The organism is Acinetobacter sp. ANC 3929 (assembly GCF_000369405.1).
In the GTDB taxonomy this organism is placed as follows: domain Bacteria; phylum Pseudomonadota; class Gammaproteobacteria; order Pseudomonadales; family Moraxellaceae; genus Acinetobacter.
On record NZ_KB849993.1, the window covers coordinates 41,179 to 59,247 of the forward strand.

Below are 18,069 nucleotides of genomic sequence, written 5' to 3' on the forward strand. Positions count from 1 at the left end.
AAACACTAGCTACTCTTTATTTCAACAATTGAAGTAATGCTGTAGCGGTTGCAGCAGAAGATGCTGGATTTTGTCCAGTAACCAGCAAGCCATCTACTTGAACATATACTTGCCAATCATCCACTTTAGAATAATGACCACCGTTTTCTTTAAGCATGTCTTCAACTAAAAATGGTACAATTTCAGTCAAACCTACAGCGGCCTCCTCAGTATTGGTGAAACCAGTCACTAATTTACCGCTAACTAAAGGCGCTCCATTACTCGCTTTCACATGACGAAGAACACCTGGGGCATGACACACTGCTGCAACAGGTTTGCTAGACTGAATCGCCTGTTCAATCAGAGAAATTGAAATCGGATCTTCTGCTAAATCCCACAATGGGCCATGCCCGCCTGGATAAAACACTGCATCATAATCAGTTACAGAGATTTCGCTAAGTTTATGCGTCTGTGCCAATGCTTGCATTGCAGTTGGATCAGCTTCAAAACGATGAGTGGTTTCAGTTTGCGCATCGGCTAAATTACTTTTCGGATCTAGTGGTGGCTGCCCACCTTGAGGTGACGCCAGCGTAACTTCAGCACCAGAGTCAATAAAGGTGTAATACGGTGCAGCAAGTTCTTCTAGCCAGAAACCTGTTTTCTTACCAGTATTGCCAAGTTGATCATGTGAGGTTAAAACGATTAAAATTTTCATGTTATTTCTCCGATAATTTTCAGGATTGAGGAGCATTGTTGCATGATCATTTGCCGTGTGGCGTGAGCATGCCAGATACACGCATTTAGCTTAGATGCTCGTCGCGAGAATTTGGCGACTGATCTCTAATGAAACAGTTTTATGTTCGCCTAGCTGTGTAAGATTGTGTGATTTAAGTTGCGTAATGATGATCTCAATATCTGTCTCCCCCAGTCCATAATCGCTAAGACGAGTCGGCAATCCAAGTTGCTCAAAGAAGGCTCGAGTACGAGCAATAACAGTATCAATACGTTGTTCTTCATCACCTTCGACAATCTGCCAGACACGAGCTGCATACTGTAGTAATTTTTCTCGCTTCTCTTGACGACGCACTTGTAGATTGGCCGGCAACACAATGGCCAAGGTACGAGCATGATCAATACCATGTAAAGCCGTGAGCTCATGTCCAATCAAATGGGTTGACCAATCTTGTGGTACACCAGCTCCAATTAGCCCATTCAGTGCCATGCTAGCAGCCCACATCAAATTCGCACGCGTGTCATAATCTGCTGAATCGTCCAAGATTTTCGGTCCAATCTCAATCAGAGTTTGCAATAGACCTTCGGCAAAACGATCTTGTACTTGTGCATTGACAGGGTAAGTTAAGTACTGTTCCATGACATGAATAAACGCATCGACCACGCCATTTGCTAACTGGCGCGTCGGCAAGCTAAAAGTTTTATTCGGATCGAGTACGGAAAATTGCGGAAAAACATAAGGACTGCTAAATGACAATTTGGCTTGGGTCGATTTTCTGGTGACTACCCCACCGCTATTCATTTCTGAACCAGTTGCCGGAAGGGTGAGTACACTCGCAAAAGGCAAAGCTTGAGTAATTTTAGTACCATGGGTTTTTAAAATCTCCCATGTATCCCCTGTATAATTGACTGCTGCTGCAATAAATTTAGTACCATCAATTACCGATCCACCACCGACAGCCATCAAGAAATCTATCTTTTGTTCTCGAATCAGCTCTACAGCTTTCATGAGGGTTTCATAACTCGGATTCGGCTCAATTCCGCCAAATTCATGAATTTCTCTTGCACCTAATGCTTCACGCACTTCAGCTAAAGTACCATTCTTACGTGCACTTTCACCACCAAACAACATTAACACTTTTGCTTCTGTAGGCACATAGTCATTGATTTTAGCTATTGTATCGCCACCAAAAATAATACGGGTCGGATTATAAAAGTTAAAATTCAGCATATTTTTATCCTAGGATAATCAGTTAATTGATTTGAAAAACCACCGTTATTCATCAAATAAACTTTAAAAAATTGGACAACACTGCGGCTTTTGACTGCACCATGTGCTAACTATACATAAAAATAGACCAGTCGTCTATTTTTATAAAAATTATTTCAGCTTGGCGACTTTAGTGATGGTTAAACACATTCAGGCTTGTTCTATACCACTTTTATTATTGATGTATTTTCACGAGCGATTGTTGGATGGAAGGTATCAACATGTATGACTATTGACATGGTCGTGAACGCATTGGCTGAAACAGTGAATGGCACATACAAAATAGCAATGATTAAATATTTTAAAAGCAGATTGGCACGGTTTAGCAGATGTACAAATGCGACAGTAAATTAGATAGATTGGTTCAATATAAAGCATGTAAATAGTTGCATTCGTTTATTTACCTTGCCCTGTTCTGGATATTGACCCATTTAAATGATGAGATTAAGCCAATAAATAAAGTAGCCCAACTTGAATAAAAAGCCTCTGACAAACCTCACAGGGTTGAAGTGCTGCCTTTCATTCAAAATTTCAGGCAGCACACTCATACATTTAAGCGTCGGTTTAAGCTGGTAGTTTACTCGCCAAAACATCTACTTTTTCAATAGACGGTGGCTCTGAAAATAGCTCTTCGGCCTGAGCCATCAAAGCAGCTGCAACCTTGCCAGATAAATGCGCTTGGCGACCCGCCTCATCAGGAAATGCATCAAAAATACCAAATGTTGTAGGTCCAAGACGTAAGCCAAACCACGCAACTGTCGCAGGTTCTTCCATTACAATAGGTAAACCGGCTTTAAGGAAAGCTTCCACTTCGTCTTCTTTACCTGGTTTAGCTTCAAGACGGACATATAAAGCTGTTTTAATCATGACTAAAACTCCACAATTGATTAGAATTCAAACTGATTCTGACATTGCTAATGTATGCATGTCAGAAAGTTTTGTTGCATAAAAGTTAAAAAAATTCCCATAGCTGAGCCAAAATCTGGGTTTTTATTTCGACATAATGCTATGAATTTATTCAAGTTAATATCATTAACATTTGAATCAAAAAATTAAGATATGAGATGATCAAATTCAATCTTAGTTATATAAGGATCAATTGGCTCTACCTTAGATTTATAAGCTGACCTCTTCATCTGGAAATTATATTGCTCAAGAAGCATTCAAGAACAACATTGTACATCCTCATATCTATGAAAGTTATTTAGCTAGGAATTTGCTGTGAAACTCTATATGTTTCTCTATAAAGCTCGCAATGAAGTAATAGCTATGGTCATACCCTTCTCTTAGGTTAAGTGTAAGAGGATATTCTTGTTCCAAACAAATATTACTAAGAAGCTTAGGCCTTAACTGTTCTTCAAGAAAATCATCAGCTGTTCCCTGATCGACTAAAATAGGTAAATGAACTTCCGCGTTTTTGATTAATTCAATCGCATCATAGCTTTTCCATAAAGTTTCGGTTTCACCTAGGTAGTGTGTGAAAGCCTTTTTCCCCCAAGGTACTTGGCTAGGTGCAACAATTGGTGCAAAAGCAGAAATACTTTTATACAGCTCAGGGTTTTTTAAACCAATTACTAATGCACCATGACCACCCATGCTATGCCCCATAATGCTTTGGACTTGATTGGTCGGAAAATTCAGGTCAATCAGATTTCTGAGCTCTTCCACAATATAATCATACATTTTGAAATGCTGCGACCAGGGTGCTTGTGTTGCATTCACATAGAATCCTGCGCCTTGGCCTAAATCATAATCTGCATGATCTGGTACATCCTCTCCACGTGGGCTGGTATCTGGTGCAACAATAATGACTTTATGTTCAGCCGCATACTTTTGTGCTCCGGCTTTAGTAATAAAGTTCTGTTCGTTGCAAGTCAATCCTGATAACCAATATAACACTGGCAACCGCTCATCTTTGTCATGAGGTGGCAGATATATTGAGAATTTCATTGAACAGTTTAATGCTATTGACTGATGGCGATACACTTCTTGCGATCCACCAAAAGAAGCATGCTTCTCAATTATTTCCATAATCAATTACCTATGTTGAGCAAGACTTCATGAGAAATCAAGTAAACAAAGAGTCTTACATTCTCCACAGAGAATAGTGATAAAGATTTAAAATGTAGGCAGGTTTATTGAACCTATACACGATGCCTACACAGATAGATCTGTTTTACAGATGATGTGCCGTTTTAGAGGATTCCATGCATGTCATTCATGATGCACATGCATGGAAAAGTATAAGGTCTGACGCGATTATTCGTAATGAATTACAGTACGAATTGACTTACCTTCATGCATTAGATCAAAGGCTTCATTGATCTGATCCAAGCCCATCGTATGTGTCACAAATGGTTCTAATTGAATTTTACCTTTCATGGCATCTTCAACCATTCCTGGAAGTTGCGTACGACCTTTTACACCACCAAAGGCAGAACCTAGCCATTTACGACCAGTAACCAGTTGGAATGGACGGGTAGAGATTTCCTGACCTGCGCCAGCTACACCAATAATTACGGATTGTCCCCAGCCACGGTGTGCACTTTCAAGGGCTGCACGCATCACATTCACGTTACCAATACATTCAAATGAATGATCTACACCCCAGCCAGTCATTTCGACAATTACTTGCTGGATTGGTTTATCGTAATCTTTAGGGTTCAAGAAGTCCGTTGCACCAAACTCTTTTGCCAGCGCAAATTTATCTGGATTCATGTCAACCACAATAATACGCCCTGCTTTAGCTTGACGTGCGGCTTGTACGACTGCCAAACCAATACCACCTAAACCAAAGACCGCAACACTATCACCTTCTTGTACTTTAGCCGTGTTATGTACTGCACCGATACCCGTTGTTACCCCACAACCCAGTAAGCAGACATGTTCGTGATTGGCTTCAGGATTGATTTTAGCCAATGATACTTCTGCCACTACAGTGTATTCACTGAACGTTGAGCAGCCCATATAGTGGTAAATCGGTTGACCATTGTAGGAAAAACGAGTGGTACCATCTGGCATTACGCCTCTACCTTGAGTTTCGCGAACGGAAATACACAAGTTCGATTTTCCAGATTTACAGAATACGCACTCGCCACATTCAGCAGTGTAAAGTGGAATTACATGATCACCTGGTTTGACGCTAGTCACGCCTTCACCAACCTCAACTACAACACCAGCACCTTCATGCCCGAGAATAGCGGGAAAAACACCTTCAGGATCATCGCCAGATAAAGTAAATGCGTCTGTATGACACACACCGGTATGGGAGATCTTGATTAATACTTCACCTTTCTTCGGTGGTGCAACATCAACTTCAACAATTTGAAGAGGTTGACCAGGACCAAACGCAACAGCAGCGCGTGACTTCATGGAATAATTCCTTATACAGATCTATTTTAAATATGATTTTAGAATCTTGGCGATTTCAGCCAATTCTTCTTTTCGTTGTTGTTCTGTGGTTTCACCTGATACTAAAGTGTCCTTTAAATGTACCTCCAACATCTCATTCATTAAACCATTAATAGCACCACGCACAGAGCATATTTGTTGCAGAATTGCACCACATTCCACATTGTCTTCTAACGCTTTTTCAATCGCTTGCGTCTGACCTTTGATCTTTCTGACGCGTAGAAGAATCTTTTTTTTGTCTTCAACCTGATTAGGCATCAGACCTCCTTACTTGCTAGCATTAATACTATAGTACCCCATAGTATAAAAAAAGCAATTTTTTTTTATAAATCGAAAAACAAAAAGATCTTTAGCGAAAATTTTCTATCTCTGTTTTTAGTTTTTTTAAATTAACATCATAGAGCTTATGCGAAAGTAACAAAAAAAATGGGACATTTAGCTCCCATTTTTTTATTTTGGCTCATGTTCTTTGTAATGCTTTGACCTTTTAGAATTATGTTTCAAATTTTAGCCACTTTGTAGATATTTTGAACGTTTCAAGCCTTGAAAATACTACCGACAGTTTAAATTAAACTGCCTTTACAGACTGTACTAGAATATTTTTAGTGAGCGAATGATATTTATTATTCATTATTTAGGAATTATTAAATCCTATAAATATCATTTATTGGATTATTTTACTTTGATACTGTGCACATCATCCCCCAGTTAAGAATAAGGAACAACTATGAATAAGATGATGAATGCTCTTATCCTAGAAAATTTTGGTGATCATGAATTTAAACGTGTAGAACTCCCTATACCTCAACCAGAGGCTGGGCAAGTTCTAGTACGTATTCATGCTAGTGGTGTAAACCCTATTGATTATAAAATTCGTCTTGGTGAAGCACCATATGCTATGCCAGAGCTTCCTGCCGTGTTGGGAACAGATATGGCTGGGGTTGTAACTGCTGTTGGTGAAGGTGTCACCCACTTCAATGTCGGAGATGAAGTTTACGGTCTGATTGGTGGCGTTCGTGGTCTTCAAGGATCTTTAGCAGAATATGTTTTAGCAGATGCTGATCTGATCGCATTAAAGCCACGCAATATCTCTATGCGCGAGGCAGCAGTACTACCATTGACGTTCCTCACGGCTTGGGAAGGTTTAGTGGATAATGCGAAGGTCCAGCCAGGGCAAACTGTACTGGTTCAGGGTGGTGCTGGTGGCGTTGGTTATATGGTTGTTCAGCTTGCAAAAGCACTTGATGCAAATGTTTGGGCGACTGGTCGTACAGCTGATCAATCACTGATTTCAGAACTCGGTGCAACACCTCTCGATTACACAACAGCATCTTCCGATGACATTATTGCTGCAAGCCCTGAGGGTCAAGGTTTTAACATTGTTTACGACACTGTGGGTGGTCCAGTACTCGAAGCTTCACTTTCCATGACAACTCACTATGGCCACATTACCAGCTGTGCTGCATTTGGTAATCATAATTTAGCGAGTTCATCTCTACGGTGTGCCACAGTGTCTGGCGTATTCGTCCTAATGCCGATGTTAACAGGCAATCGCCGTGCTCATCATGGTGATATCCTTAAGATCGCGACTCGTCTCGTTGAGGAAGGTAAACTGCGTCCTATTGTTGATCCTCGTCATTTTACTCTAGACCAAGCGATTGAGGCTCATGATGCTGTTCAAGATCGCTCTGCCAATATTAAGGTCGTGATTGATGTCATTTAACGCACTTCAGGCCAAGACTTGGCGCTTCAATAGTATTGGAGATACAGATGTTCTGACATTAGAAACACTTCCTGTTGCTTTACCAGCAGCAGGAGAAGTTCTAATCCAGATGAAAACGATCGGACTCAACCGGGCTGATGTAATGTTTCGGCGTGGTACTTATATTCAAAAGGCAGTATTCCCTTCTCGTCTGGGATATGAGGGAGCAGGCATAGTTCTGGCAATAGGTGAAGGTGTACGCCAATTTTCTCCAGGAGATGCAGTATCGATTCTTCCGACTGACAATCTAGCCAAATATGGGACATACGCGGACAAGCTTCTGATTCCAGAAACTTTTTTAGTTCACAAACCCGATAGTTTAAGCTGGGAAGAAGCTTCTTCAATCTGGATGCAGTATTTGACGGCTTGGGGTGGTGTAATCAATGCTGGTGGAGTTTCGAAAGGAAAAACGATCTTGATCACAGCAGCTTCAAGTAGCGTAGGACTAGCTGCGATACAGATAGCTGAAGCAGCGGGTGCTAAGGTCATTGCAAGTACACAGACGATAGAGAAAAAGCAACGTTTACTGGATCTCGGTGTTAAAAATGTTATAGCCACTGAAGATGAACCAGATTTGTATGAGGCGCTTGTTTTACGTTTAGGTGGAGAACATCTTGATGTCGCCTTCGATGCTGTAGGAGGGCCTCATATTGAACAGATTGCAAAAGCGATGTCTGTAGGAGGAACTATGGTTATGCATGGTGCACTTAGCCCTGAGATCACACCATTTCCCCTTAAAGTTGCATTACGCAAGAGCTTAACCATGCGAGGTTTTTTGTTCCTTGAGGTTCTCCATGATCCTGTTCTAAGGGAGCAAGCCAGACGATTTATTCTTAGCAGTATAGGTGCAGGATATCTTCGTCCAGTGATCGACTGTTGCTTTAACTTTGAGGACATGCATGACGCTCAGCGCTATCTTGAATCAAATCAGCAAATAGGAAAAATTGTAGTTACTCTAAATACATGATGGTCTTATCTGATTTCTACTTTCTAGAAAAAAGTTAGTTCCATCTGATTCAGGTTTCTATATGGCCCAACACTTCCGCTAAGTAATCAAACAATGCTCGGATTCGCAAAGGTGTCGGGCCCCGCTGTGGACGATATAAATACAGGCGCCAAACGGGAGAGGTTTCCTTATGAAGTATCTGAATGAGCTTACCACTCCTAAGCCACGGCAAAACTAGAAATCCAGGCATGTGTCCGAATCCAACTCCAGCGAGAATAGCTTGAAATTCAGCTTCTAGATCATCTGTAATAAAACGAGGCTTTGATGGCGTGAAGCTTCGACTTTCGGTGAATGTCCATGGCCAGTAACGCCCTGTTTTATGATCGAATAGTGCTGTTAGAGGGTATTTATCAAGGTCAATAATTTTTTTAGGCATTCCGACCTTATCAATTAACTCTGGCGTACCCACAGAATAAAAGTTCACTTTAGCCAATTCCCTTGCCACATATCGATTGTCCGGCAAAAATCCAAATCTGATCCCGATATCTATCCGCTCATCGATCACATCCGAGTGTGAATCTGTTAGCACACAATCCACGACAATATCTGGATAACGTGTGGCAAATTCTGCTAGTGCGGGTACTACCAATTTGCGCCCTAACACAGACGACACAGTAAGACGGACAGTCCCATGCATTTCATCTCGTTTTTCCTTGGTGTCTTTTACAAACAAAGCATCGATCGATCCCACCGCAAAACGTGCTTGCTTTGCCAGACGCTCACCATCAGCGGTAATTTTAATTTGTCGAGTACTCCTGTAAAACAGGATCTCTCCGCGCTGCTCTTCTAGTTCTTTTATTGCCCGTGTCACTGCCTGTGGGGAAATACCCAGCTGAGTTGCTGCCTCTTTAAAATTTCGAGACTCTGCTGCGACACAAAAGATACGCATCATTTCCAATTTGTTATGCATGTCCAATCCTGTGTTATGGCAATTATTCCGTAAATAGGAATTCTGAAAGATAATATTATTCATTTATTATACCTAACAAGGCTGTAATACTTAACCCATCAAATATGATTGACAGATAGGTTTAAGGTTACTTGTATGAATAATATAGAAAATAAAGTTGTTGTTATCACTGGTGCAAGTAGTGGTTTAGGTGAAGCTACTGCTCGCTTACTTGCTAAAAAAGGTGCAAAAGTTGTACTTGGTGCTAGACGTACTGAAAAATTACAGGCTATTGTTCACGACATTCGTGCTGAAGGTGGTCAAGCTGAATTTATTGGTATGGATATAACCAAACCACAGGAAGTACAAGCACTTATTGAAAAGGCATTAAGCGCATTTGGTCAAATCGATGTATTGGTAAACAATGCTGGATTAATGTCTATTGCACCATTAAGTGAGCTAAAAGTTGATGAATGGGATCGTATGATCGACATTAATATTAAAGGTGTTCTTTATGGTATAGCAGCTACACTGCCTGTTTTCCAAAAACAAAACTTTGGACACTTTATTAATCTTGCATCTGTTGCAGGGATAAAAGTATTTAGTCCAGGAGGTACTGTTTTGATATACGCTGAATTATCAGGAGACTTTCCCTTGGGAGATTCTAGGCAGCCAACTTATAAAAGTCTTCGGCCATTTGATTTGGTGTCTTAAAACCCAAACCCTTTTGAATTCTTCGATGATTATAAAATAACTCAATGTATTTTATAATATCTGCTTTGGCTTCTTCTCTAGTTTGATAGTTGTAATGATGAACTAACTCATTTTTCAATATTCCCCAAAAGCTTTCAATCGGTGCATTATCGTAACAGTCTCCGCGCTTGCTCATTGAACCTTGAAAACCATATTGCTCAAGTATATTTCGATATTCATGGCTGCAATATTGACTTCCTCTGTCTGAATGCACAATCAGTTCTTTGGTTGGTTTTTGATTGTGAATAGCCATATTTAGCGCATTACAAACAAGCTGTGTTGTCATGCGCTCATTTAAGCTATAGCCAACCACTTGCTTCGTGTAAAGGTCTTTTACCGCTGCTAAATACAGCCATCCTTCAACAGTCCATATGTACGTAATATCACTTGACCATGCTTGATTTGGTCTAGTCATTGAGAATTGTTGCTCCAGCAGGTTTTCATAGATCGCTCGATTATGGTCACTATTCGTAGTCCTTTTAAAACGCTTGTGTCGCTTACAATACAGGTGGTTCAGCGCTTTTATCTGACGTACAGCGTACATACTCATTTTTATACCCTGAGCTTGTAAGTATTTGGTTAATCGAATATAACCATAGCTCTGCCTTGTCTCCTCATGGGCTATTTTCACCAATATCGTCTGTTGATTTCGTTGAATCGTTCTTTTGCTCACGCCTCTCTTGAGCCAATCATAAAAACATGAAACTGAAACATGAAGTAATCGAGCCATTAAGGTAATTGGAAAAGAATATCTTTTTTGTTTCATATAGGCGTACCTTACTGACTTTCTTTGGCAAAGTACGCTGCTGCCTTTTTTAAAAATTCACGTTCCATTTCAGCTATTTTGAGCTGTTGTTTGAGTTTTTTATTTTCTTCGAGTAGAGCGTTTAGATCAGGTGAATACTGTTTTGTACCTGCTAAAGTTCCAGCCTTTGCTTTGGTATTCCAATTTGAAAGAGTTTGCATTGAAATGCTAAGTTGTCTAGCTGTTTCCGAGACATTGCCTTGATTGGCTTCAATTAATTTGATGGCTTCAGCTTTAAATTCTGTGGTGTAAGTCTTGTGTTTCTTGCTCATGGTAAACTCCTGATGAGTGTGTTTAGTTTACCAAGTTAAAACCTCCTGTTTTTTCAGCACACATCATTTATAGCGGTACTAAGTTTGCTGTAAGAGCCATCTCTGAAGGACTTCGTCATGAAGTTGGGGGAACAATTAGAACTACTACTATTGAGCCTGGTGCAGTTGAGTCAGAACTAAAATTCGGTTCTTCTCATAAAGAAAGTTCAGAGTTTGTTACTGATTTCTACAAACAAGCCATACCAGCTGACTCAGTCGCTCGAGCAATTGCTTATGCAATTGAACAGCCTGCGGATGTAGATATTAATGAAATTGTTTTACGCCCAACGAGCCAAGAGTTTTAATGATTGAATAACAAAAAATGGGAGCACCTCGCTCCCATTTTTACTATATTTTTTAAAGTTAAGGACAAATCTATGAAAGCCGTATCGTATGTTATCAATAACCATGATGATTTTAAAAATTCATTGGTAGATATTGAAAAAGCGAAGCCTACGCTTAAGGAGCGGGATGTACTGGTAAAAGTTCAGGCAATCTCTGTGAATCCAGTTGATACCAAAGTGAGAAAAAATTCGTCTGAAGCAAATAATCGTATTTTAGGTTGGGATGCCGTTGGGGAAATTATTGAAGTTGGCTCAAAAGTTACCTCGTTTAAAGTAGGAGATTCTGTTTGGTATGCTGGCGATTTAACCCGAGATGGTAGTAATGCTGAGTTTCAAGCAGTCGATGAACGAATTATCAGTCTTAAACCCATTACAGTATCTAATGCAGAAGCAGCAGCATTGCCATTAACTGCAATAACGGCATGGGAAATGCTGTTTGATCGGTTTCAAATTTCAGAAATAGAAGTTGGCAGTATTTTAATTATTGGTGGTGCAGGTGGTGTAGGATCAATCGCTATCCAACTCCTAAAAGCAAAAACAAATCTGACCGTTATAGCAACAGCTTCACGTGAAGAAACGAAATCTTGGGTGGAATCACTTGGTGCCGACCATGTCATTGATCATAGCAAAGATTTAAATGCACAAATCGAAGCACTATGTATTGAAAAACCAAAATACGTATTCTCTACAAATCATACAGAAACATATACCAAGCAAATAGTTTCTCTGATTGCACCACAAGGCAAGCTTGGATTGATCGATGATCCACAAACATTTGATATTATGCCGTTTAAGACTAAATCTATTTCTATCCATTGGGAGTTGATGTTCACCCGTTCAATGTATGAAACCGATGATATTGAAAAGCAAGGTGATCTATTGCAACAGGTTGCCCAATTAGTTGACCAGCAAAAAATTAGAAGTACCCTGAACCAAAATCTAGGCAAAATTAACGCTGCAAACTTGGAGAAGGCGCATAAGTTGCTTGAATCAGGTAAGTCAAAAGGCAAAATTGTACTAGAAAACTTCTAAACAAATTAAAGGTGAAATAATGACTATTTCAGTAATTGCGAACTTTAAGGCAAAGTCAGATCAAAAAGAGAAGTTAGAAGCGCTTTTAAAAAGTGTAATAGAGCCTACACTTAACGAAGAAGGATGCTTGAAATATGAGCTTTATATTAGCGAAAATGACTCGAGTAGATATTTCTTCTTAGAAGAATGGCGTAGCAGGGAGGATTTAGATATCCATATAGCGTCTGATTATATTCAAAGTTTATTTGATAATATCCAATCGCTCATTGAATCAAGTGATATTGTAGAAATCAAAAAAATATAGCTGTATTCGGACGTTATGATGAAGTATTCTTCAAATTAACATAGGGACTTAGAAAGCTAACAAAAAATGGGAGCTCTAAACTCCTATTTTTTCTGATTTTTTAATAGTAACCTAGGATTCAACAAATTATGCCCCTAAGGGGAGCCACCCATACCCTGCATTTTGACAATAATGTCATCGTTTAGAGGCAGCAAATTTACGAGCATCAGTCGGTACGACTGGTGATTCATATGATATTGCTTTGGCTGAAACGGTGAATGACTTATACAAAACAGAGGTGATTGAATATTTAAAAGCAGATTGGCAAGGTTTAGCAGATGTACAACTTGCGACACTAAACTGGGTAATCGAGAATAAGCGAATTCCTATTCCTGAACACGTACAGCCTGAACCGGAAAAAAGAGGCTTTGGGAGCCGATTCTTTAAGCCGTATGGCTGATTTGATTGTTCACTTGGGCTTATTTGTATTAGTTCAGACTTGATCGTACATTCTTCTTGAAAAAGAGAAAGTTACCCGTACTTTCTCGCTATTCCAGCACTTGATTTCAAAGCCATCCGATGAGAAGCACTGCTTCGTAAAGCGGCTATTTGACGTGCATACAACAACCTGACCGTCATGCGTCCGGTCATTCTTTAATGGCTCAGCTCAATATGTTTGGCAATCAGCTTTCACGACTACCTGAATTTTCAAACTTAGCAAATGGTAATGAGAGCTATGATAGCCTAGCAGCAAAAATCAAAGAAATACTGAGAGATCTAATACAACAAAAGCACTTCTTACCCCATCTAAAGAACCTAGGCTTTAAAGCTTGAGTGTATTGAAGAATACACATATTGTATTCTTCAATACAAAATCAAAATACACCTGAATACACAGATAAAACAGTTGTAGAACTCAAAAGCCAAATCGATTTTTTAAAAAAGCAGTTAGAAAAAGCCGAAGATCGTGAAGCCAAGGCAAACGCTCGCATAGATACACTGCTGACCCTCATTGAAATGAAGCCTCCACAATCCAATATGACTACGTTTACCGATCAGAAACCAGACCCGGATATAGCAACATATCCTCGGTCAGAACTTGAGCCGAAAGATGACGGATTGACTACTCCGGAGCAGACAGAAAATAAGCGGATTCCAGTGCCAGAGCACGTTGAACAGGAACCGGAGAAAAGGGGCTTTTGGAGCCGTTTTTTTAGACCCTATGATTAACCACGATTGTTTAACTAATATGAACAAAGTCGTGAAACATTGGTCAAAGAATAGGCGTGGAACGTGAAAAATCATAAAAAAAGCCCGAACAGGGATGCTCGGGCTATAAACTAGAAACTACAGCATTGATTTCTATAGATAATTATAACGCATTTCGTATAAGGTGTATTATGTTAATTTTAAAAAATTAATTATTTGGGAAAATGTATGTCGACCGTTTATATAGATTCTTTAAATACCTTTTGCCAAAAATATTTTATAGATAGGGGAGTTCCTTTAAGTCCCCAAGATAAACTGTTAATAAAACATAGAAAAACGAATGTAGATTCAGAAATTTTTGAAAATTTAATGCTATATGATTCGGTGAATTTCAAAGTTTATGGTGAAAATGTACCTTTAGCTTACTTAACTACTGCATTGGGATTAAAAGGAGTTGAAAGACTCATAGAAAGACAAGCACTAAGTTTCACGTTATGGACACCGAACATCATGATGGGAGTCGATAATATCGATGGGCTAGTTCCTATTATGCATGGCAGAATTAACTCACCAGCTCACTGTGATCCCGAGGAATCCACTACTATTGGTCTTAATTTCATGGCCAATAAACTATCATGTAAGCAAATCAAAACTCTAACTTACAAAATTAGAGACTCTTATGTAATACCCAAAGAAGGTCTTGAAAGTGATGCTGCGGCTGTAGCCTTATCGGCATATAAGAAAAACAAGTTCAAGCTTCTAGGTTTTGATACAACAGATCTTGATATATATAATCTGAATAAAGACCAAAAAACCAAACTCTTAAATTGTGCAACCACTTGTTTAGATTATAAATTTTTAATCAGTCAAAACTTTATAAGCCATACAAATAAAAAACTTAATCTTTTATTTGAAGATTCTTTTAATTCGATTACACAAAATACGGTTCGAGATTATTATTCAAAAATAACAACTATAGAAAATTTTCCTGACCTATTCTCTCTAGCTAAAGATCTAAAAGATCCTTTAAAAGATATAGCTATTTTAAGAGATAAGCAAAATATTAAAAAATTCAGACAATGGATTACTGAATCTATGGAAACATCTAATTTAAAAGAAATTACAAAGTTGTATATCGATGAAATTCAAAATGCTAAAGGTTTCTTTCAAACAAAAAAAGGAAAAGTATCAAAGTCATTCTTCATGTGGAGTGTGGGTGCTGGTTTAGGCTCATTTATTGGACCAGAGGGTGCACTAATTGGAGGTGCGCTAGGGGCTGCTGTATCTCCTCTAACGAGTGTAGGTTTAGATATGCTGGATGAATATATGATTAACGAGATGACTAAAGGCTGGACACCTAGAATGTTCTTTGATGAATTAAGAAGCCTTGAGAAAAATGATAATTCCTATTCTATTTAACATAATGGGCGTTATACGAAATGAACAAATTGAAACATATAAAAATCAAAAACTTATGCTATAAATAATTTGCTCGACGATGTCGAAAAGCCGACTTGGAAACAAGTCGGCTTTTTTATGAGCAGTTTTGATATATTTTGCCAATAAAATTGGTTAAAAAACGATCAAATCGTAATTTCCTTCCGATTCCTTAAGGCTTCCATTTCTGAATTTATCCCCATTTCTTGCGGATAAGCTTTGGGATAATTTTTGATGATTTTTTGTACGCTTTGGCTTACAGCATTTTACGAAATTGTTTGTATCCAAGCACCAGTGAAGTCCCTATGATCGATCTATATAAACAAGATGTTCAATGACTTAAAACAAGAATAATCAGTCAGACACCATGACCATTAGGTAGTCAGCCCTACCTATGCGCTCCACCCCGAAAAATCCCGACATGACGTCGGGATTTTTTATTGTCATTTGAATAATAATTCAATTAAGCATAAAATATAGATTGTAATCTATATTATGGTTGTAATATGTGGACAGTCATTACAACGGATCTGTTTAACGAATGGCTTGCACAGCAAGATCAATCTACACAAGAGAAAGTACTCGCAGCGTTGGTCGTTCTACAGCAACAGGGACCAAGTTTAGGTCGTCCTTTAGTAGATACCGTCTATGACTCCAAATTTACCAATATGAAAGAGCTACGTGTTCAGCATCGAGGTAAACCACTGAGAGCCTTTTTCGCGTTTGATCCTTTACGACAAGCTATTGTGCTGTGTATCGGTGATAAAGGCGGTAAAAAGCGTTTTTATAAAGAGATGTTAGATATTGCCGATCAGCAATACGAAATTCATCTTTCAACTTTAGGAGATCAATCTAATGGCTAAGACCCTACAAGAATTATTGGCTAATCGCTCTCCAGAGAGTCAAGCTCGTATTCAACAAATGGCGGATGAATTATTGTTGGAAACTCAGCTTCACCTTATTCGTGAAGAGTTAGAGATTTCTCAAAAAGAATTGGCTGCAACCCTTGGAATCAAACAGCCTTCATTGTCAGCAATCGAAAATCGTGGTCATGATCTTAAAATTTCAACGATGAAAAAGTATGTCGAAGCAATGGGCGGAAAACTTCGTATTGATGTAGAGCTTCCAACAGGAAAACACATAGGATTCAATGTCTAATAATAAACCTTTGAAAAATAGTAGTAAATTACTTGTTAACTTGGACAAGTTTATATTTTTAGTCAATGCTGCTGATAGCCTAGAGGAAATTGAAATTATTAGAGATTTATGCTGTGACTATTTTTCACATTGTAAGAAGTCAAGCTATTACACTGATATTTTCGACAATGCTTATTGGATAAAATATTACGAAATAACTTAATCTTTCCAGATTCGCATAAGAGATTTTATGCTAAATAGATATGAGAAAGGCCATAAATTGTGACTTTCTCATATACGAAGAGAGAGCTGAGAACTTTCGTTTTATTGATTTATTCAAAATGAAGCTGATATTGATGTGTGGTGATTTTAATTTTTAGTTGCTTATATTTTCTTTTCGTAGCGCTCAGAGCTGAATTAGACACTTCTGTATAATGATATACGCTGAATTATCAGGAGACTTTCCCTTGGGAGATTCTAGGCAGCCAACTTATAAAAGTCTTCGGCCATTTGATTTGGTGTCTTAAAACCCAAACCCTTTTGAATTCTTCGATGATTATAAAATAACTCAATGTATTTTATAATATCTGCTTTGGCTTCTTCTCTAGTTTGATAGTTGTAATGATGAACTAACTCATTTTTCAATATTCCCCAAAAGCTTTCAATCGGTGCATTATCGTAACAGTCTCCGCGCTTGCTCATTGAACCTTGAAAACCATATTGCTCAAGTATATTTCGATATTCATGGCTGCAATATTGACTTCCTCTGTCTGAATGCACAATCAGTTCTTTGGTTGGTTTTTGATTGTGAATAGCCATATTTAGCGCATTACAAACAAGCTGTGTTGTCATGCGCTCATTTAAGCTATAGCCAACCACTTGCTTCGTGTAAAGGTCTTTTACCGCTGCTAAATACAGCCATCCTTCAACAGTCCATATGTACGTAATATCACTTGACCATGCTTGATTTGGTCTAGTCATTGAGAATTGTTGCTCCAGCAGGTTTTCATAGATCGCTCGATTATGGTCACTATTCGTAGTCCTTTTAAAACGCTTGTGTCGCTTACAATACAGGTGGTTCAGCGCTTTTATCTGACGTACAGCGTACATACTCATTTTTATACCCTGAGCTTGTAAGTATTTGGTTAATCGAATATAACCATAGCTCTGCCTTGTCTCCTCATGGGCTATTTTCACCAATATCGTCTGTTGATTTCGTTGAATCGTTCTTTTGCTCACGCCTCTCTTGAGCCAATCATAAAAACATGAAACTGAAACATGAAGTAATCGAGCCATTAAGGTAATTGGAAAAGAATATCTTTTTTGTTTCATATAGGCGTACCTTACTGACTTTCTTTGGCAAAGTACGCTGCTGCCTTTTTTAAAAATTCACGTTCCATTTCAGCTATTTTGAGCTGTTGTTTGAGTTTTTTATTTTCTTCGAGTAGAGCGTTTAGATCAGGTGAATACTGTTTTGTACCTGCTAAAGTTCCAGCCTTTGCTTTGGTATTCCAATTTGAAAGAGTTTGCATTGAAATGCTAAGTTGTCTAGCTGTTTCCGAGACATTGCCTTGATTGGCTTCAATTAATTTGATGGCTTCAGCTTTAAATTCTGTGGTGTAAGTCTTGTGTTTCTTGCTCATGGTAAACTCCTGATGAGTGTGTTTAGTTTACCAAGTTAAAACCTCCTGTTTTTTCAGCACACATCA

At 38.7% G+C, this 18,069-nt stretch carries 17 protein-coding genes and 6 pseudogenes; 14 read left to right on the plus strand and 9 right to left on the minus strand.

Annotation, left to right across the window (positions count from 1 at the left end; genetic code table 11):
- Positions 1-16 precede the first annotated feature (16 nt).
- Positions 17-694, minus strand: coding sequence for a type 1 glutamine amidotransferase domain-containing protein (locus F909_RS19805; RefSeq protein ID WP_005144695.1), 678 nt, complete (start codon positions 692-694; stop codon positions 17-19).
- A 90-nt stretch (positions 695-784) separates the two neighbouring features.
- Positions 785-1,942 carry an iron-containing alcohol dehydrogenase gene (locus tag F909_RS19800; RefSeq protein WP_005144696.1) on the minus strand — a complete coding sequence of 386 codons (1,158 nt, stop codon included), beginning with the start codon at positions 1,940-1,942 and terminating at the stop codon, positions 785-787.
- A 183-nt stretch (positions 1,943-2,125) separates the two neighbouring features.
- On the opposite strand from F909_RS19800, the pseudogene F909_RS20615 reads away from it, so the two are divergent.
- Positions 2,126-2,332: pseudogene (locus F909_RS20615) on the plus strand (IS3 family transposase); the annotation flags it as partial.
- A 213-nt stretch (positions 2,333-2,545) separates the two neighbouring features.
- On the opposite strand, the gene F909_RS19795 reads toward F909_RS20615, so the two are convergent.
- The 4 genes from F909_RS19795 to F909_RS19780 all read right to left on the minus strand — a co-directional run bounded on the left by F909_RS19795 (position 2,546) and on the right by F909_RS19780 (position 5,650).
- Positions 2,546-2,848: a putative quinol monooxygenase gene (locus tag F909_RS19795; protein ID WP_005144698.1), complete on the minus strand. Its 303-nt coding sequence runs from the start codon at positions 2,846-2,848 to the stop codon at positions 2,546-2,548.
- A gap of 333 nt (positions 2,849-3,181) precedes the next feature.
- Entirely contained in the window at positions 3,182-4,012 is an 831-nt protein-coding gene (fghA, locus tag F909_RS19790) for an S-formylglutathione hydrolase (protein WP_000402511.1), read from the minus strand.
- Between the two features lie 228 nt (positions 4,013-4,240).
- A complete protein-coding gene (locus F909_RS19785) occupies positions 4,241-5,353 on the minus strand; it encodes an S-(hydroxymethyl)glutathione dehydrogenase/class III alcohol dehydrogenase (protein ID WP_000842149.1) in 1,113 nt (370 codons plus the stop codon).
- Positions 5,354-5,374: 21 nt separating this feature from the next.
- A complete protein-coding gene (locus tag F909_RS19780; protein ID WP_001133624.1) occupies positions 5,375-5,650 on the minus strand; it encodes a metal/formaldehyde-sensitive transcriptional repressor in 276 nt (91 codons plus the stop codon).
- 469 nt (positions 5,651-6,119) lie between these two features.
- On the opposite strand from F909_RS19780, the gene F909_RS19775 reads away from it, so the two are divergent.
- A complete protein-coding gene (locus tag F909_RS19775; protein ID WP_001038512.1) occupies positions 6,120-7,115 on the plus strand; it encodes a zinc-dependent alcohol dehydrogenase family protein in 996 nt (331 codons plus the stop codon).
- Positions 7,105-8,121, plus strand: a complete 1,017-nt coding sequence (locus F909_RS19770; protein WP_002126642.1) for a zinc-dependent alcohol dehydrogenase family protein — start codon at positions 7,105-7,107, stop codon at positions 8,119-8,121. The genes F909_RS19775 and F909_RS19770 overlap by 11 nt, the downstream gene beginning before the upstream one ends.
- A gap of 49 nt (positions 8,122-8,170) precedes the next feature.
- Here the strand turns inward: F909_RS19770 and F909_RS19765 are convergent, their stop codons facing one another.
- The gene (locus F909_RS19765; RefSeq protein WP_005071533.1) at positions 8,171-9,070 is read right to left on the minus strand and encodes a LysR family transcriptional regulator; all 900 of its coding nucleotides are present in this window, start codon (positions 9,068-9,070) and stop codon (positions 8,171-8,173) included.
- A 135-nt stretch (positions 9,071-9,205) separates the two neighbouring features.
- Here F909_RS19765 and F909_RS19760 point away from each other — a divergent pair.
- A pseudogene (locus tag F909_RS19760) lies at positions 9,206-9,670 on the plus strand (SDR family oxidoreductase); the annotation flags it as partial.
- Positions 9,671-9,713: 43 nt separating this feature from the next.
- Here F909_RS19760 and F909_RS19755 read toward each other — a convergent pair.
- Positions 9,714-10,879 (minus strand): IS3-like element ISAba22 family transposase gene (locus F909_RS19755; protein WP_085940844.1). Its coding sequence is split into 2 segments (ribosomal slippage): positions 9,714-10,621 and positions 10,621-10,879, totalling 1,167 coding nucleotides; the frame shifts between segments, so codons are not numbered across the junction.
- 65 nt (positions 10,880-10,944) lie between these two features.
- Here F909_RS19755 and F909_RS20620 point away from each other — a divergent pair.
- The 10 genes and pseudogenes from F909_RS20620 to F909_RS19715 all read left to right on the plus strand — a co-directional run.
- Positions 10,945-11,223, plus strand: a pseudogene (locus tag F909_RS20620) (SDR family oxidoreductase); the annotation flags it as partial.
- A 72-nt stretch (positions 11,224-11,295) separates the two neighbouring features.
- Positions 11,296-12,294: a zinc-binding alcohol dehydrogenase family protein gene (locus F909_RS19745; protein WP_005071537.1), complete on the plus strand. Its 999-nt coding sequence runs from the start codon at positions 11,296-11,298 to the stop codon at positions 12,292-12,294.
- A 19-nt stretch (positions 12,295-12,313) separates the two neighbouring features.
- Positions 12,314-12,598 (plus strand): putative quinol monooxygenase, encoded by a 285-nt coding sequence (locus F909_RS19740; RefSeq protein WP_005071539.1) that lies wholly within the window; start codon positions 12,314-12,316, stop codon positions 12,596-12,598.
- 175 nt (positions 12,599-12,773) lie between these two features.
- Positions 12,774-12,944, plus strand: a pseudogene (locus tag F909_RS21080) (IS3 family transposase); the annotation flags it as partial.
- Positions 12,942-13,037, plus strand: a pseudogene (locus F909_RS21370) (DNA-binding protein); the annotation flags it as partial. The pseudogenes F909_RS21080 and F909_RS21370, both read left to right, overlap by 3 nt.
- 401 nt (positions 13,038-13,438) lie before the next feature.
- Positions 13,439-13,807: pseudogene (locus F909_RS19735) on the plus strand (plasmid replication DNA-binding protein); the annotation flags it as partial.
- A 207-nt stretch (positions 13,808-14,014) separates the two neighbouring features.
- A complete protein-coding gene (locus tag F909_RS19730) occupies positions 14,015-15,205 on the plus strand; it encodes a glycine zipper 2TM domain-containing protein (protein ID WP_005144704.1) in 1,191 nt (396 codons plus the stop codon).
- 524 nt (positions 15,206-15,729) lie between these two features.
- Positions 15,730-16,086, plus strand: coding sequence for a type II toxin-antitoxin system RelE/ParE family toxin (locus F909_RS19725; protein ID WP_000269903.1), 357 nt, complete (start codon positions 15,730-15,732; stop codon positions 16,084-16,086).
- Entirely contained in the window at positions 16,079-16,381 is a 303-nt protein-coding gene (locus F909_RS19720) for a helix-turn-helix domain-containing protein (protein WP_001140619.1), read from the plus strand. The genes F909_RS19725 and F909_RS19720 overlap by 8 nt, the downstream gene beginning before the upstream one ends.
- The gene (locus F909_RS19715; RefSeq protein WP_000069471.1) at positions 16,374-16,583 is read left to right on the plus strand and encodes a hypothetical protein; all 210 of its coding nucleotides are present in this window, start codon (positions 16,374-16,376) and stop codon (positions 16,581-16,583) included. Before F909_RS19720 ends, F909_RS19715 begins: the two co-directional genes overlap by 8 nt.
- A gap of 254 nt (positions 16,584-16,837) precedes the next feature.
- Here the strand turns inward: F909_RS19715 and F909_RS19710 are convergent.
- A protein-coding gene (locus F909_RS19710) for an IS3-like element ISAba22 family transposase (RefSeq protein WP_085940844.1) occupies positions 16,838-18,003 on the minus strand; the annotation gives its coding sequence in 2 pieces (ribosomal slippage) (positions 16,838-17,745 and positions 17,745-18,003; 1,167 coding nt in all).
- Positions 18,004-18,069: the final 66 nt, after the last annotated feature.

What these genes read in the sequence shown, in the direction of transcription:
- F909_RS19800 (WP_005144696.1), bottom strand. Translation starts at nt 1,942, where the DNA reads ATGCTGAATTTTAACTTTTATAATCCGACCCGTATTATTTTTGGTGGC.
- F909_RS19780 (WP_001133624.1), bottom strand. Translation starts at nt 5,650, where the DNA reads ATGCCTAATCAGGTTGAAGACAAAAAAAAGATTCTTCTACGCGTCAGA.
- F909_RS19770 (WP_002126642.1), top strand. Translation starts at nt 7,105, where the DNA reads ATGTCATTTAACGCACTTCAGGCCAAGACTTGGCGCTTCAATAGTATT.
- F909_RS19725 (WP_000269903.1), top strand. Translation starts at nt 15,730, where the DNA reads ATGTGGACAGTCATTACAACGGATCTGTTTAACGAATGGCTTGCACAG.
- F909_RS19745 (WP_005071537.1), top strand. Translation starts at nt 11,296, where the DNA reads ATGAAAGCCGTATCGTATGTTATCAATAACCATGATGATTTTAAAAAT.
- F909_RS19715 (WP_000069471.1), top strand. Translation starts at nt 16,374, where the DNA reads ATGTCTAATAATAAACCTTTGAAAAATAGTAGTAAATTACTTGTTAAC.
- F909_RS19740 (WP_005071539.1), top strand. Translation starts at nt 12,314, where the DNA reads ATGACTATTTCAGTAATTGCGAACTTTAAGGCAAAGTCAGATCAAAAA.
- F909_RS19765 (WP_005071533.1), bottom strand. Translation starts at nt 9,070, where the DNA reads ATGCATAACAAATTGGAAATGATGCGTATCTTTTGTGTCGCAGCAGAG.
- F909_RS19785 (WP_000842149.1), bottom strand. Translation starts at nt 5,353, where the DNA reads ATGAAGTCACGCGCTGCTGTTGCGTTTGGTCCTGGTCAACCTCTTCAA.
- F909_RS19775 (WP_001038512.1), top strand. Translation starts at nt 6,120, where the DNA reads ATGAATAAGATGATGAATGCTCTTATCCTAGAAAATTTTGGTGATCAT.
- F909_RS19795 (WP_005144698.1), bottom strand. Translation starts at nt 2,848, where the DNA reads ATGATTAAAACAGCTTTATATGTCCGTCTTGAAGCTAAACCAGGTAAA.
- F909_RS19805 (WP_005144695.1), bottom strand. Translation starts at nt 694, where the DNA reads ATGAAAATTTTAATCGTTTTAACCTCACATGATCAACTTGGCAATACT.
- F909_RS19720 (WP_001140619.1), top strand. Translation starts at nt 16,079, where the DNA reads ATGGCTAAGACCCTACAAGAATTATTGGCTAATCGCTCTCCAGAGAGT.
- fghA (WP_000402511.1), bottom strand. Translation starts at nt 4,012, where the DNA reads ATGGAAATAATTGAGAAGCATGCTTCTTTTGGTGGATCGCAAGAAGTG.
- F909_RS19730 (WP_005144704.1), top strand. Translation starts at nt 14,015, where the DNA reads ATGTCGACCGTTTATATAGATTCTTTAAATACCTTTTGCCAAAAATAT.